Source organism: Janthinobacterium glycogeni (assembly GCF_051380725.1).
Taxonomy (GTDB): domain Bacteria; phylum Pseudomonadota; class Gammaproteobacteria; order Burkholderiales; family Burkholderiaceae_D; genus Janthinobacterium.
Map to the genome: position 1 here is coordinate 327,738 of NZ_JBNYXP010000002.1, position 13,828 is coordinate 341,565.

Genomic DNA, 13,828 nt, shown 5'->3' on the forward strand with positions numbered 1-13,828 from the left:
AAGGATTGTGGTAAAAATGCCTGTCGTGACCTGGCCGGGCGCCATCGCCGCTGTCACGGATCTTTGATTGTCACTGACGCAACAACTTGGAGTAGTCGCAATGCAAAACACGGTACATTTCATCCTGCAGGGCAAGGGCGGCATCGGCAAGACCCTCGTCTCGACCCTGCTGGCCCAGTGGATAGGCGGCAAGGACGACACGCCTTTGCGCTGCTACGACACCGATCAGGAAAACGCCACGTTCTCGCGCTACAAGGCGATGAACGTCAAGCATGTGCCCGTGATGACGGATGCCCGCAACATCGATCCGAAACGCTTCGACGCGCTGATGATCGATATCCTCGACACGGACGGCAACTGCGTGATCGACAATGGCGCGAACACGTTTTCGCCGCTGATGGGCTACCTGCTGGAAAACGACTGTTTTTCGCTGCTGGAAGAATCGGGCCGCAAGGTGTACATCCACACCATCGTCGGCGGCGGCGACACCCTGCACGACACGGCCACGGGGTTTGTCGCGACGGCCCAATCGACGAAGGTGCCGCTGGTGCTGTGGCAAAACGAACACTTCGGCCTGCTGCAATCGGCGTCCGGCAAGCAGTTCGTCGAATCGCAATCGTATGCCGACAACCGCGCGCGCGTGAAAGGCAGCATCACCTTGAGCCAGCGCAATCCCGACACCTTCGGCGCGGACGTGAAAAAAATGAATACGGCGCGCCTGACGATGCAGGAAGTGCTGCAGAACGACAAGTTCAACATCATGGAAAAGCAGCGCATCAAGGTCGTCTACCGCGACATCTTCGAACAGCTCGACAAGGTGCAGTGGTAGATGGACCGGCACACACTGCGCAGCCACGTGTTCGACAAGACGGGCATCAAGGTCGACGTTGACGACCCGATATTCGCCCTCGTGGCGCTGAATGAAGCGGTGCTGGCGGACACCGTCGGGCGCCAGCTGGCCCTGCTGGACGCCGCCACCCAGGCGCTGGCCGCACAGGCGCGCGCCACGGGCGGCTTGCCGGCCGAACCGGGCGCTGCCATACCCCAGCCCGTGCCGCAAGCGCCCGGGCCTGCCCCCCTTTTTACGCCGCGCGAATGGCGTTTGCTGGGCGCGGCGGCCATCGTCTCGCTCGCCTGCGCGCTGCTGGTGCTGGGCGGCGCGGCCCTGCTGTATCAACCGTAGCACCGTCGCGCTGGGCCAGCCACGAGCGGGCCGCAGCGTCTTCCCCACCCTAGCCTGGAAGCATGCATGAAACCGATCAAATTGCTGGCCATACCCGCCCTGCTGCTGTCGCTGTACGGCGCCCCGCCCACGCTCGCCCACGCCGCCGGCGCCGCTGCCGCGACGGCAGCCACAGCCGCGACGGCAGCCACAGCCGTGCCCAATGTCGCCTACGAAAAATACACCTTGCCGAACGGTCTCGACGTGATCCTCGTGGAAGACCATAAATTGCCCGTCACGGCCGTCAACATCTGGTACCACGTGGGACCGGCGAATGAAGCGCCGGGGCTGACGGGCTTCGCGCATCTGTTCGAGCACATGATGTTTGCCGCCACCAAGCACGTGCCGCGCGGCATGGCTGACCAGCTGCTCGAAGGCGCGGGCGCCACCGACTCGAACGGCAGCACGGATTTCGACCGCACCAATTATTTCGACACGGTGCCGTCGAACCAGCTGGAACTGGCCCTGTGGGCCCATTCCGACCGCATGGGCTACCTGCTGGACGTGCTCGACCAGACGGCGCTGACGAACCAGCAGGACGTGGTGCGCAACGAGCGCCGCCAGAGCGTGGAAAACGCGCCCTACGGCATCGTTCAGGAAGCGCTGTACCACCAGCTGTTTCCCAAGACCCATCCGTATTACGCCAGCGTCATCGGTTCGCACGCGGACATCCAGAACGCGAAACTGGCCGACATCAAGGAATTCTTCACCAAATACTATGGTCCCAACAATGCCAGCCTGGTGATCGCGGGCGACATCGACAAGGCCAAGACCAAGGAGCTGGTCAACAAATACTTCGGCAGCTTCAAGAGCGGCCCCGCCGTGGCCAAGCCCGACGTCGTGACGCCGCCCATCACGCAGGAGCGCCGCCTGGTGGTGCAGGACCGGGTCGAACTGCCGCGCGTCTTCATGGCCTGGCTGACGCCGTCCGCCTACGCCAAGGATGACGCGGAACTGTCGATGGCCGCGCACATCCTGGCCGGCGGCAAATCCAGCCGTTTATATAAATCGCTGGTGTACGACAAGCAGATCGCGCAGGACGTGGGCGCCAACCAGAGCTCGAACGCCCTCACTTCCGTGTTTAGCCTCGACGTGACGGCCCGCCCCGGCCACCAGCCCGAGGAAATCGAGCAAGCCATGCAGGCGGAGCTGGAGCAATTGCGCGCCCAGGGGCCCAGCGAGAAGGAAATCGAGCGGGCCCGCAACAGCATCGAAACAGCCATGCTGAGCCAGGTGGAAAAAGTGGGCGGCAACGCCAACATGATGAACCAGTACAACCAGTACCTGGGCGACCCCGGCTACCTGGGCAAGGATATCGAGCGATACCGCCAGGTGACGGCGGCCGGCGTGCGGCGCGCCGTCGACACCTACCTGACAAACCAGGCGCGCGTGGTCGTGTATGGCGTGCCGGGCAAGCCGGACCTGGGTCCGGAAGTGGCGACGCCGGCGCCGGGCAAGGTCAAGCCGGCGCCAGGCACGGCCATCAATGCGGACGAGCCGTGGCGCAACGCGGTGCCGAAGGCCGGTCCCGCGCCGAAGATCGTGCTGCCGCAAGCGACCTCCTTCACCTTGAGCAATGGCTTGACCGTGATCCACAATTACAACCGGGCCGTGCCGCTCGTCTCCAGCCAGCTGGTCATCAAAAGCGGTTCGGGCGCCAATCCGCTGGCGCAGCCGGGCTTGTCGGGCTTTACGGCGCAATTGCTGCAGGAAGGGACCAGTACGCGCAGCGCGCCGCAGATCGCCGATGACGTGGCGCAACTGGGCGCTTTCCTGGGCACGGGTTCCGGCGCGGACGCCTCGTTCGCCCAGCTGACGTCGCTGAAAACCACCTTCCCGCAAGCGCTCGACGTGCTGGCCGACGTGGTGCAGCACCCGCAATTCCCGCAAGACGAAGTGGAGCGCCAGCGCGCCAGCCGCATCGGCGAACTGGCGCAGCAGCGCGAAAACGCGGGGGCCGTGGCGGCCCGCGTGGAAGCGGCCGCTCTGTACGGTACGCAGCATCCGTACGGCTATATCCAGCTGGGCACGGAAGCGGCCCTGAAAGCCACCAGCCGCGCCGACCTGCAGGCGTTCTGGCAGCAGCATTACGTGCCGAACAATGCGGCGCTGATCGTCTCGGGCGACATCGACGCGGCGCAATTGAAGGCACTGGCCGAAGCCAAGTTCGGCAGCTGGAAGGCGGGCGTGGTAGCGCCTTCCGTGACGGCGGCGCCGGCCACGACGAAAGCCAGGCTGATCCTCGTCGACAAGCCGGGCGCGCCGCAGACGGCCGTGCGCCTGTCGGCCATCGGCGTGGCCCGCGCGACGCCCGACTATGCGCCGCTGCAAGTGATGAACGCGGCGCTGGGCGGCTTGTTTACGAGCCGGCTGAGCAATAACCTGCGCGAAGAGAAGGGCTACACGTATGGCGTGCGCTCGCAATTCCAGTACCGCAGCCAGCCGGGACCGTTCTCGATCGCGGCCGGCGTGCGCACCGACGTGACGGGCGCGGCCGTGTCGGAAACCTTCAAGGAAATCCGCGCCATGATCGCCAAGCCGTTGACGGCCAAGGAATTGTCGAATGCGCGCAATTCGCAGGTGCTGTCCCTGCCCGGCCAGTTCGAGACGAATGCCAGCATCAGCGCCAGCATGGCCAACACGTATATCTACGGCCTGGGCCTCGACTATTACGCGACCTTGCCGCAGCGCTTTGCCAGCGTGACGGACAAGCAGGTGCAGCAGGTGGCAAAGAAATACCTGCAGCCGGAACAGCTGATCGTCATCGGCGTGGGCGACCAGGCGAAGATCGCCCCGCAATTGTCGAAACTGAAGCTGGCGCCCGTGGAATTGCGCGATGCGGAGGGGGCAGTAAAGTAAGTTCTGGGGTCAGTCGCTTCGCGATCGGAAAGCGCCCCATTGGGCGCTTTCCCCCGCCGGGTCTGACCCCATTGCTAGCGGCGCTTGAACAAGATCATCTTGTCGACCAGCGCCGCGATCGCCACGCCCGCCGTGTAGGCGATCAAATCGACCCAGCCGAAGGTCGAACCCAGCACCAGGTGCCCCAGCGGATGCGCGCGCAGCGCGACGAGCCAGGGCGTCTGCACCAGCTGGCCGAATTCGACGGCAAAGCAGATCAGCAGCGCAGTCAGCGCCAGCTGCCACGTGCGCATGCGCGTGGCGAAGATGCCCAGCGCAAAGACGATCATCATGGCCCACAGGGCGTCGCCCGGATACTTGCCCAGCGCGGCAGGGACGAATTGGGGATAGGCGCGCGAGGCCAGGCCCAGCGCGATGACAGCCACGGTTGCGCCCACCTGCAGCAGGCGGCGGCGTTCAGGTTTTACCAGGAACATATTTCCATTCAAAGGCACAATACGGGCCGAACCATTGCGGCCCGTCCGATATTGTACTGCGCGGCCGTGTCCGCCTGCAGCCTATCGCATCAAGCCAGGTCGACATGCTGCGCCAGGAAGTCGAGAAAAACGCGCACGCGCAGCGGCACATGGCCGCCTTGGCCCACAAACACGGCATGCACTTGCTCGCTGTCGCCGGGGTTGAACGCTTCCAGCACGGCCTGCAAGCGCCCGGCCGCGAGATCGGCGCGCACCTGGAAGGCGGCCAGGCGCGCCAGTCCCAGTCCCGCCAGCGCCAGTTGCCGCAAGGCTTCGCCATCGCTGGCCTGCGCATTGCCGGTAACCGGCACGACCAGGTCGCCGCCTGGCAGGCGCAGCGGCCAGCCCGAGCGGGCGCGCGCGTAATTGGCGTCGAGCAGATTGTGCGACGCCAGGTCGGCAGGCAACAGCGGCGTGCCGCGCCGCGCCAGGTAGGATGGCGACGCCACGATCGCCATGCGCGTCTGGCCCAGCTTGCGCGCCAGCAGGCTGGAACTTTTCAGGGGGCCGGCCCGCACGGCCACGTCCGTGCGTTGTTCGAGGATATCGACAACTTCATCTGTGAGCACGATGTCGAGCGTCACCTCGGGGTAGCGTTCAAGAAACAGCGGCGCCAGCGGCAGCAAAAAATGCTGGCCGAACGGCACGTTCGCATTCACCCTGATCTTGCCGCGCGGTACATCCTGCACGCCCGCGCAGCGCTCGGCCTCGTCCAGCGCCGCCAGCACCTGCATACCCCGTTCATACAGGCCGCAGCCTTCGGCCGTCAGCTGCAGCTGACGCGTGGAGCGGTTCAACAGGCGCACGCCCAGACGCTCTTCCAGCCGGGACACGAGCTTGCTGACGGCCGACGGCGTCATGCCGCAGGCGCGCGCGGCGGCGGAAAAGCCGCCCAGTTCGACCACGCGCACAAACACTTCCAGCTCGCCGGAACGGTTCACTTCCAGTCTGGCCATTGTGAATTCAACTCATAAATGTTCTTCGATAGGATAGTCTAGTACATAAATGGCTTTGCTTGCATCATGCGCACATTCCCCTTGATGAAGCGAGCCGCCATGCAACGATATTCCCTCCTCCCCGCCGCCCTGCTGAGCTTGGTACTGAGCACCAGCCCGGTCCAGGCGGCCAACGCCGATACCAGCTGGCTGGCCAGCTGGACAGCCAGCCCGCAAGCCGTGTGGGGCAGCGACTTCCTGTTCCCCAGCAATGTGCCCGCCGTGCTGCAAGCGCAGACCGTGCGCCAGGTGGCGCGCATCAGCGTGGGCGGTCCGCGCGTGCGCATCGTGCTGTCGAACGCCTACGGCAAGGTGCCGCTGCGCATCGGCGCGGCCACCGTGGCGCTGGCCGCTTCCGGTTCGGCCATCGATGCCGCCAGCCTGCGCACGCTCACCTTTGCCGGCCAGCCCTCGGCCACGATGGCGCCGGGCGCGCCGCTCGTCAGCGACCCCGTCACGCTGTCCGTGCCGGACCTGGCCCGTCTGACGGTGAGCGTGCACCTGCCGCAGGCCAGTCCCGTCTCCACGTTTCACTGGGATGGCCGCGAGACGGCGTGGATCGCGCCGCAGGATCAGACCCGCGCCATCCGCATCGATGACGCACCCGGCGTGCAGACCACCACGGCGCGCCTTTTACTGAGCGCCATCGAGGTGGAAGCGGCACCGGGGGCGCAAGCCGTGGCCATCCTCGGCGACTCGATCACCGACGGCGCCAGCGCCAGCCTGGGGATGGATGCGCGCTGGCCCGACTTTCTGGCCCGGCGCCTGGCGCCGCACGGCGTGGCCGTGATCAATGCGGGCATTTCCGGCGCACGCCTGTTGTCCGACGGCATGGGCGAGAACGCCCAGGCGCGTTTCGGGCGCGACGTGCTGGCGCAGCCCGGCGTGCGCACGGTGGTTATCTTGTTGGGGATCAATGACATCAGCTGGCCCGGCACGGCGTTTGCGCCACGGGCACAACGGCCGACATTGGAAGAATTAACCAACGGCTACGCCCAACTGGTGGCCCAGGCCCGCGGCCGCGGCGTGCGCGTGGTCGGCGCCACCCTGACGCCGTTCGCAGGCGCCCTGCCCGGCACGCCCCTGAGCGACTATTATCAAAAGGAAAAAGATGCGCTGCGCCAGCAACTGAACGCGTGGATACGCGCCAGCGGCACGTTCGACGCCGTACTCGACTTCGATGCATGGGCGCGCGACCCGGCGCACCCGCAGCGCCTGCTGCCCGCCTACGACTCGGGCGACCATTTGCACCCGGGCGACGCGGGCAACCGGGCGCTGGCGGAAGGGATAGCCCTGCCGCTGTTAATGAATCAGTCGCCCAGGCCTGCGTACAAAGCCGTGCTCAGGTAGCGCTCGCCAAACGACGGGATGATGGTGACGATGGTCTTGCCCGCGTTTTCCGGGCGGCGCGCCACTTGCAGGGCGGCCCACAGGGCGGCGCCCGACGAGATGCCGACCAACAAGCCTTCATCGCTGGCGGCCAGGCGCGCCGTGGCGAACGCGTCGTCGTTCTTGACGCAGATGATTTCGTCGTAGATGGTCGTGTTCAGGATCTGCGGCACGAAACCGGCGCCGATGCCCTGGATCGGATGCGGCCCCTTGGTGCCTTTCGACAGCATCGGCGACGCTTCCGGTTCCACGGCGATCATTTGCACGCCAGGCTTGCGCTCTTTCAACACTTCACCGATGCCGGTGATCGTGCCGCCCGTGCCCACGCCGGCGACGACGATGTCCACTTGCCCATCCGTGTCGCGCCAGATTTCCTCGGCCGTCGTGGCGCGGTGGATCGCGGGATTGGCGGGATTGTTAAATTGCTGCAGCATCAGGTAGCGCGGGTCGGCCGCGACCATTTCCTCGGCCTTGCGGATGGCGCCCAGCATGCCTTCGCTGCCCGGCGTGAGCACCAGCTCGGCGCCGTAGGCGCGCAGCAGGATGCGGCGTTCGCGGCTCATGGTGTCGGGCATGACGAGCGTGCAGCGATAGCCGCGCGCGGCGCAGACCATGGCCAGCGCGATGCCCGTGTTGCCGCTGGTGGGCTCGACGATGACGGTATCGGGATGGATCTTGCCGGCGGCTTCCGCGGCGGCGATCATGGACAGGCCGATGCGGTCCTTGACGCTGTGCGCGGGATTGTAGAATTCGAGTTTGGCCAGGATGGTGGCCACACTGCCGGCGGCGATGCGGTTGATGCGCACGAGGGGGGTGTTGCCGATCAGTTCAGTGACGTCGTTGGCGATGTTCATGGAAGGACTCTCCGCTATTTCAAGAAACCCCAGTCTACCGCGTTTCAGCACGCCGATGGCGACGGCGCGAGCACGCGCCACCGCCAAGCTGAACAATTACTTCACGTCCAGCAGTTCCACGTCGAAGATCAGTGCCGAGTTCGGCGGAATGTCGCCATTGCCGGCGCCGCGCGGACCGTAAGCCAGTTCGCCAGGAATGATCAGGGTGCGCTTGCCGCCCACTTTCATGCCGGCCACGCCCTGGTCCCAGCCCTTGATGACCATGCCCTTGCCGAGCGGGAAGTCGAACGGGCCACGGCCCACGGAGCTGTCGAACTTCTTGCCGCGCGAATCTTTCGCCAGGGGACGGTACAGCCAGCCCGTGTAGTGCACGGTAACGTTGCTACCGGCGGACGCTTCCTTGCCCGTGCCGACCTTGTTGTCGATCAGAATCAATTTATCGGCGACAGGGCCAGGGCTCAGCGAGACGGCCGAGGCGGGAACAGGCGCTGGCGCCTGTGCCTGCGCCAGCGACGCGGCGACGGAGCAGATCAGGGCAAACAAAACGGAGCTACGCGTCATGATGTATTCTTTCAGTGAGTTTCGGTGAGATCCCTGCAAGCGCCAGTGAGCGCGGCAGGGAACGCCAATAATAGCAAACCGCCGCAACGATAGGAAAAACTTGTCGCCCGATACGCACGCTCCCCGCCTGTTTTACGCGCTGTGGCCCGACGCGGCCACGCGCGCCGCCCTGGCCGCCTGGCAGGCGCGCCTGGAAGGCAAACCCGTGCGCGCGGACAAGCTGCACCTAACCCTGGCCTTCCTGGGCCAGCGCCCGGCCAGCGACCTGCCGGCCCTGCAAACACTCCTGGCGCAATTGCCGGCGCATCCCATGCCCTTGCTGTTCGATCACGCCAGCCACTTTACCAAGCTGGCGCTGGCCTGGGCCGCCCTGGCGCAGCCGTCGCCGGCCCTGCTCGACCTGCGCGCGGCCTGCATGCACGGCCTGGCGGAGCAGGGGCTGGCGCCCCGCTTCGAGCACGACCGCTTTACGCCGCACGTGACCCTGGCGCGCCAGGCGCCGCCGCCGGCGAACCAGGACTTCGCGCCCATCGCCTGGCAGGCGGACGAACTGGTGCTGGTGGAGTCGCTGAAAAGCAGCGGCGACTACCGCATCGTGGCCAGCAGGAAGCTGACCTCAGCAGTGTGACTCAGGCGGCGTCCGGTACTGGCACGGGCGCTGGCACTTCAGGAACTTTGTCCTGGCGCAAGCTTTTCAGCGCATGGGCGGCCGCCACCATGCCGAAGCTGGCCGTGACCACCACGCTGGAACCGAAGCCGGCGCAATTGAGGCCCGTCACGCCGACCGGCGTGCCGTCGATGGCGCACGCTTCCGCGCTTTCAGGCGTACTCAAGGGCTCCATGGAAAACACGGCGTCGACATTGAATTTGTTTTTCACGCCACGAGGGAAACCATATTCGGTGCGCAATAGTTTTCGCACGCGCTTGAGCAGTGGTTCCTGCTCCGTCTTCGACAAATCGCGCACGGCGATCAGGGTCGGATCCGTCTGCCCGCCCGCGCTGCCGATGGTCAGCATGGGAAGGTTGCGCGCGCGGCAATACGCGATCACGGCCGCTTTCGCCTTGGCATTGTCGATGGCGTCGACCAGGTAATCGAAATCGCACCCGCCCAGCAACTGGTCCAGATTATCGGGGGCAATGAAATCCTCGATCTGCGTGACCTGGCACAAAGGGTTGATCAGTTCGATGCGTTCGGCCAGGGCCGTGATCTTGGCCTTGCCGATGGTGTCGCTCATGGCCTGGATCTGGCGGTTAATGTTCGATTCGGCAACATTATCGAGGTCGATCAGGGTCAGGCGGCCGATGGCGCTGCGCGCCAGCGCTTCGACAATCCAGGAACCGACGCCGCCCACGCCGATCACACACACGTGGGCGCCGCGGAAGCGGGCCAACGCCGGCGCGCCATACAGGCGGGCAATGCCGCCGAAACGCCGTTCAAAATCGATCTCGGTCAAGTCCATGGAAATTAGTTCATTGGTGGAGGTATGCATGGCGCCATTTTAACGGACACTGCGCTGGCGGATATTCTAAAATAGCCGAATTGACACAGCGACAAGCTCCGTTTGTCGCCGCGTCCCCACACCGTTCACCACGAGAACTCGCCATGACCTCTCCCCTGTTCGACTCCGTTCCCGGCTTTGACCAGCCCATCGCCGTACTCAAGCATTGCCACGACAAGATCCGCAAGCAACTGACCACCCTGCAAAACCTGCTGGCCCATCTGGTGCAGCACGGCAACACGGCGGACGCGCAGCAGGCGGCCAAGGCGGTGTTGCAATATTTCAATCAAGCCGCCCATCTGCACCATGACGATGAAGAGCAGGACCTGATGCCCATGCTGCAGGCGACGGCCACGGGCGAGGACGCGGCCCTGCTGGCGACCCTGGTGCCGGAAATCCTGGCCGACCACCAGCGCATGGACCAGGCCTGGCTGACCCTGCGCCCGGAACTCGATGCCATCGCCGCCGGCACCGGCGTGCAGCTGTCCGCCCATGGCGTGCGCGACTATGTGGCCGCCTACCAGGCCCACATGAGCAAGGAAGAAGGCCAGCTGGCGCCGATGGCCAAGCGCCTGTTCAGCGCGCAGCAGATGGAGCAGCTGGGCACGGCCATGCAGCGCCGCCGCGGCATCGCGCCGGAAGGCACCGCAGCCGCCGCTCCCGCCGTCCCCGTGCACGATGCCGCCACCCTGGCCGCCATGCGCATCGACTATGTGCAAAAGCTCTTGTCCGAGGAAGACGTGCAGCGCGACCCGATCGCGCAATTTGAAAAATGGTTCGACGAAGCGCTCAAAGCCCAGGTCAGCGAACCGAACGCCATGGACTTGTCCACCGTCACACCCGAGGGCAAGCCCAGCTCGCGCATCGTGCTGATCAAGCAGTTCGACGAGCGCGGCTTTACCTGGTACACGAATTACCACAGCGACAAGGGCCGGCATCTCGAACACAATCCGCACGCCGCCCTGCTGTTCTTCTGGCGCGAGCTGGAGCGGCAAGTGCGCATCGAGGGCACGGTGGTAAAAACCTCGGCAGCCGAGAGCGACGAGTATTTCAATGTGCGCCCCCTGCAAAGCCGGCTGTCCGCCATTGCCTCGCAGCAAAGCGCCCCCATCGCCGACCGTGCCGCGCTGGAAAGCAATTACGAGGCTGTGGCGGCCGCCATCGGCGACGCGCAACCGCCGCGCCCCGCCCATTGGGGCGGCTACCGCCTGCAGCCGGAACGCATCGAATTCTGGCAGGGGCGCCGTTCGCGCTTCCACGACCGCATCGTGTTTACACGCGGTGCTGACGGGCAATGGAGCATGCAACGCTTGCAACCATAAGCAGGATAGCCAAGGCGGCGCAAAGCAAGCTGGTCAATATCGGTGTAGGCTATGAGGGTGAAAGTTACTAAATAACATTGTTTCTCAATTTGCGGCCCCAGCTGGGGTCGCTGCATTGGAGGCTATTTTGTTTGTACAAAACCAACTCAAGTCCTGGATCGCCGGCATCCGCAGCAAGACCGCCTTGCCGCTCCGCATAGAATTGTGGAACGGCCAGCATGTCGACCTGTCCAGCGAAACGCCCAGAGTCACCATCCGCCTGCCGACCGTCGCCTCGGCCCGCTATCTGCTGAACCCCTCGCTGGCCAACCTGGGCTCGGCCTATGTGGAAGGCAATATCGAGGTCAAGGGCACGGCCCAGGACATGATTTCCATCTGCAATGCCCTGGCGCGCAACACCTTGAAGCCGGAAGGCAAGCTGGCCCGCATCGTGCGCAGCTTTACGCACGACAAGAGCAAGGATGCCGAAGCCATCCGCTACCACTACGACGTGTCGAACGCGTTTTATGAACAGTTTCTCGATCCCGCCCTCGTGTATTCCTGCGCCTATTTCGAACACGGCGATGAAACCCTGGCGCAGGCGCAAGTCAAGAAGATCGACCATATCCTGAAGAAAATCCAGCTGCAACCGGGCCAGACCCTGCTCGACATCGGCTGCGGCTGGGGTGCGCTCGTCATTCGTGCCGCCCAGCAATATGGCGCCCGCTGCGTGGGCGTGACCCTGTCGGAAAACCAGTACGCGCTGGCGCGCGAGCGCGTGGCGGCGGCCGGCCTGGCCCACCTGATCGACATCCGTCTGCAAGACTACCGCGACGTCACGGGTCAGTTCGACCGCATCACCAGCGTGGGCATGTTCGAGCACGTGGGCTTGAAACATTTGCCCGATTATTTTTCCATCATCAACAAGCTGCTGGCGCCGGACGGCATGGCGATGAACCATGGCATCACCTCGACCGACCCGGAGAATGGCGAAACGCCGTATGGCGGCGGGGAATTCATCGAAAAATATGTGTTTCCGCACGGCGAACTGGCCCATATCGGCAATGTCCTGAAAACCATGCAGCAAGGGGGGCTGGAAGTGCTGGACGTGGAAAACCTGCGCCGCCACTATGCGCGCACCTGCGCCCTGTGGACGGAAAATTTCGAAGCCCATGCCGAGCAGATTCGTCCGCTGGCGGGCGAGCGGCGCTTCCGCATCTGGCACGTCTACCTGGCAGGCTGCGCCTATGCCTTCGAGCAAGATTTGATCAGCCTGTACCAGATCGTCTGCGTGAAGGCGGGCCGGCGTTCCTCCACCCTGCCCTGGTCGCGCAACTACATGTATGCGCACGATGCCAGGCCGGCGCCCGCGCTCACGCCCTGACAGACGCGCGGGGCGCTTACTTCAGGCGCCCCGCGTACATGGCGCGGAATTTCTCCACCTTGGGCGCGACAACGAGGGCGCAATAGCCCTGCAAGGGATGCTGCTCGACATAATTCTGGTGGTAATCCTCGGCCGGATAAAAGACCGATGCCGGCGCCAGCTGCGTGACGATCGGTGCATCCCACACGCCGGCCATCTCGGCGAGCACCTTGCGCGCCACGGTTTCCTGCTCCGCCGACTGATAATGGATGACGGAACGAAATTGCGTGCCGACATCATTGCCCTGCCGGTTCAGGGTGGTGGGGTCGTGCAAGGTAAAAAAGATTTCCAGCAAGTCGTGGTAAGGGATGAGGGCGGGATCGAATTCCAGCCGTACCACTTCCGCGTGGCCCGTCTCGCCCGTGCACACCTGTTCATAGTTGGGGTTGGGCACCGTGCCGCCCGTGTAGCCGGACTCGACGCTCGTCACGCCGCGCACTTGCGCGTACACGGCAGCGAGGCACCAGAAACAGCCACCGCCGAATACCGCCACTTCCGTCTGTTGGTTCATGATGTCCTCCCGCAACGCCTGTGCGACGTATCATTTCATTACTGTAACGCAAAGCGCCATGGCCTGCAGTGCCGCTTGAAACGGCGCGTGATGCACCGCACATAAGGGGCATGCCGGCCACGATTGCGCTGGCGTGGCCGATTTTTGGCATAATGTCAGCAAATAGACAGGTCACCCATGAACACACGCTCTCCCCGCGCGCCAGCGCAAGAATTCGATACGACACATTTCCGCCAGGCACTGTCGCAGTTTGCCACCGGCGTGACGGTGATTACGACGCGCCTGGCCGACGGCAGTTTCCGCGGTCTGACGGCCAGTTCCTTCAATTCCGTCTCGCTGTCGCCGCCGCTGGTGCTGTGGAGCCTCGGTTCCGTGGCCAACAGCATGCCCATTTTCAGCGGCAACTCGCATTACGTCATCAATGTGCTGGGCGCCGACCAGGCGGAACTGGCGACGCGCTTTTCACGCCGCACCCCCAATCCCTTCGACGACGTCGAATACGAACTGTCGCGCACGGGCCAGCCCATCCTGAAAGGCGCGTCGGCCTGGTTCGAATGCCACAACCGCAGCCGTTATCCGGAAGGCGACCACGTCATTTTCGTGGGCGAAGTGGAACAATGCGCGTTTGCCGCGCAGCCGCCCTTGATCTTCCACAATGGTAAGTTCAATACACCGCCAGCCTGAGCGGGACAAAAAAAA

Annotated in this window: 14 protein-coding genes; 8 read left to right on the forward strand and 6 right to left on the reverse strand. The window is 64.5% G+C overall.

Annotated features, from left to right (window positions below):
- Positions 1-100 precede the first annotated feature (100 nt).
- From ACQ4W4_RS07040 to ACQ4W4_RS07050, 3 genes are all read left to right on the forward strand, one after another.
- Positions 101-829, forward strand: a complete 729-nt coding sequence (locus tag ACQ4W4_RS07040; protein ID WP_436521289.1) for a P-loop NTPase family protein — start codon at positions 101-103, stop codon at positions 827-829.
- A complete protein-coding gene (gene traM, locus ACQ4W4_RS07045) occupies positions 830-1,183 on the forward strand; it encodes a conjugal transfer transcriptional regulator TraM (protein ID WP_436541359.1) in 354 nt (117 codons plus the stop codon). It begins immediately after the preceding gene.
- Between the two features lie 66 nt (positions 1,184-1,249).
- A complete protein-coding gene (locus ACQ4W4_RS07050; RefSeq protein ID WP_436541360.1) occupies positions 1,250-4,081 on the forward strand; it encodes a M16 family metallopeptidase in 2,832 nt (943 codons plus the stop codon).
- Positions 4,082-4,155: 74 nt separating this feature from the next.
- Here ACQ4W4_RS07050 and ACQ4W4_RS07055 read toward each other — a convergent pair whose 3' ends face one another.
- Positions 4,156-4,557: a ribosomal maturation YjgA family protein gene (locus ACQ4W4_RS07055; protein WP_436541361.1), complete on the reverse strand. Its 402-nt coding sequence runs from the start codon at positions 4,555-4,557 to the stop codon at positions 4,156-4,158.
- An 89-nt stretch (positions 4,558-4,646) separates the two neighbouring features.
- Entirely contained in the window at positions 4,647-5,552 is a 906-nt protein-coding gene (locus tag ACQ4W4_RS07060) for a LysR family transcriptional regulator (protein ID WP_436541362.1), read from the reverse strand.
- A gap of 99 nt (positions 5,553-5,651) precedes the next feature.
- Here ACQ4W4_RS07060 and ACQ4W4_RS07065 point away from each other — a divergent pair, with 99 nt between their 5' ends.
- A complete protein-coding gene (locus ACQ4W4_RS07065) occupies positions 5,652-6,941 on the forward strand; it encodes an SGNH/GDSL hydrolase family protein (RefSeq protein WP_436541363.1) in 1,290 nt (429 codons plus the stop codon).
- Here ACQ4W4_RS07065 and cysK read toward each other — a convergent pair.
- Together cysK and ACQ4W4_RS07075 are read right to left on the reverse strand one after the other, a co-directional pair.
- Entirely contained in the window at positions 6,902-7,834 is a 933-nt protein-coding gene (gene cysK / locus ACQ4W4_RS07070) for a cysteine synthase A (protein WP_436541364.1), read from the reverse strand. The genes ACQ4W4_RS07065 and cysK overlap by 40 nt on opposite strands.
- Positions 7,835-7,930: 96 nt before the next feature.
- Positions 7,931-8,395, reverse strand: a complete 465-nt coding sequence (locus tag ACQ4W4_RS07075) for an FKBP-type peptidyl-prolyl cis-trans isomerase (RefSeq protein ID WP_034780576.1) — start codon at positions 8,393-8,395, stop codon at positions 7,931-7,933.
- Between the two features lie 100 nt (positions 8,396-8,495).
- Between ACQ4W4_RS07075 and thpR the strand changes: the two genes are divergently transcribed.
- Positions 8,496-9,023: an RNA 2',3'-cyclic phosphodiesterase gene (gene thpR / locus ACQ4W4_RS07080; RefSeq protein WP_436541365.1), complete on the forward strand. Its 528-nt coding sequence runs from the start codon at positions 8,496-8,498 to the stop codon at positions 9,021-9,023.
- A gap of 1 nt (position 9,024) precedes the next feature.
- Here thpR and ACQ4W4_RS07085 read toward each other — a convergent pair whose 3' ends face one another.
- Positions 9,025-9,885 (reverse strand): tRNA threonylcarbamoyladenosine dehydratase, encoded by an 861-nt coding sequence (locus tag ACQ4W4_RS07085; protein ID WP_436541366.1) that lies wholly within the window; start codon positions 9,883-9,885, stop codon positions 9,025-9,027.
- Between the two features lie 113 nt (positions 9,886-9,998).
- On the opposite strand from ACQ4W4_RS07085, the gene pdxH reads away from it, so the two are divergent.
- Positions 9,999-11,216 carry a pyridoxamine 5'-phosphate oxidase gene (gene pdxH / locus ACQ4W4_RS07090; protein WP_436541367.1) on the forward strand — a complete coding sequence of 406 codons (1,218 nt, stop codon included), beginning with the start codon at positions 9,999-10,001 and terminating at the stop codon, positions 11,214-11,216.
- Positions 11,217-11,343: 127 nt separating this feature from the next.
- Positions 11,344-12,579: a class I SAM-dependent methyltransferase gene (locus ACQ4W4_RS07095; RefSeq protein WP_436541368.1), complete on the forward strand. Its 1,236-nt coding sequence runs from the start codon at positions 11,344-11,346 to the stop codon at positions 12,577-12,579.
- A gap of 16 nt (positions 12,580-12,595) precedes the next feature.
- Here the strand turns inward: ACQ4W4_RS07095 and msrA are convergent, their stop codons facing one another.
- Entirely contained in the window at positions 12,596-13,129 is a 534-nt protein-coding gene (gene msrA, locus ACQ4W4_RS07100; RefSeq protein WP_436541369.1) for a peptide-methionine (S)-S-oxide reductase MsrA, read from the reverse strand.
- 177 nt (positions 13,130-13,306) lie between these two features.
- Here msrA and ACQ4W4_RS07105 point away from each other — a divergent pair, with 177 nt between their 5' ends.
- Complete coding sequence (locus ACQ4W4_RS07105) at positions 13,307-13,813, forward strand: flavin reductase family protein (RefSeq protein ID WP_077408668.1); 507 nt, start codon at positions 13,307-13,309, stop codon at positions 13,811-13,813.
- Positions 13,814-13,828: the final 15 nt, after the last annotated feature.

What these genes read in the sequence shown, in the direction of transcription:
- ACQ4W4_RS07040 (WP_436521289.1), top strand. Translation starts at nt 101, where the DNA reads ATGCAAAACACGGTACATTTCATCCTGCAGGGCAAGGGCGGCATCGGC.
- traM (WP_436541359.1), top strand. Translation starts at nt 830, where the DNA reads ATGGACCGGCACACACTGCGCAGCCACGTGTTCGACAAGACGGGCATC.
- ACQ4W4_RS07050 (WP_436541360.1), top strand. Translation starts at nt 1,250, where the DNA reads ATGAAACCGATCAAATTGCTGGCCATACCCGCCCTGCTGCTGTCGCTG.
- ACQ4W4_RS07055 (WP_436541361.1), bottom strand. Translation starts at nt 4,557, where the DNA reads ATGTTCCTGGTAAAACCTGAACGCCGCCGCCTGCTGCAGGTGGGCGCA.
- ACQ4W4_RS07060 (WP_436541362.1), bottom strand. Translation starts at nt 5,552, where the DNA reads ATGGCCAGACTGGAAGTGAACCGTTCCGGCGAGCTGGAAGTGTTTGTG.
- ACQ4W4_RS07065 (WP_436541363.1), top strand. Translation starts at nt 5,652, where the DNA reads ATGCAACGATATTCCCTCCTCCCCGCCGCCCTGCTGAGCTTGGTACTG.
- cysK (WP_436541364.1), bottom strand. Translation starts at nt 7,834, where the DNA reads ATGAACATCGCCAACGACGTCACTGAACTGATCGGCAACACCCCCCTC.
- ACQ4W4_RS07075 (WP_034780576.1), bottom strand. Translation starts at nt 8,395, where the DNA reads ATGACGCGTAGCTCCGTTTTGTTTGCCCTGATCTGCTCCGTCGCCGCG.
- ACQ4W4_RS07085 (WP_436541366.1), bottom strand. Translation starts at nt 9,885, where the DNA reads ATGCATACCTCCACCAATGAACTAATTTCCATGGACTTGACCGAGATC.
- pdxH (WP_436541367.1), top strand. Translation starts at nt 9,999, where the DNA reads ATGACCTCTCCCCTGTTCGACTCCGTTCCCGGCTTTGACCAGCCCATC.
- msrA (WP_436541369.1), bottom strand. Translation starts at nt 13,129, where the DNA reads ATGAACCAACAGACGGAAGTGGCGGTATTCGGCGGTGGCTGTTTCTGG.
- ACQ4W4_RS07105 (WP_077408668.1), top strand. Translation starts at nt 13,307, where the DNA reads ATGAACACACGCTCTCCCCGCGCGCCAGCGCAAGAATTCGATACGACA.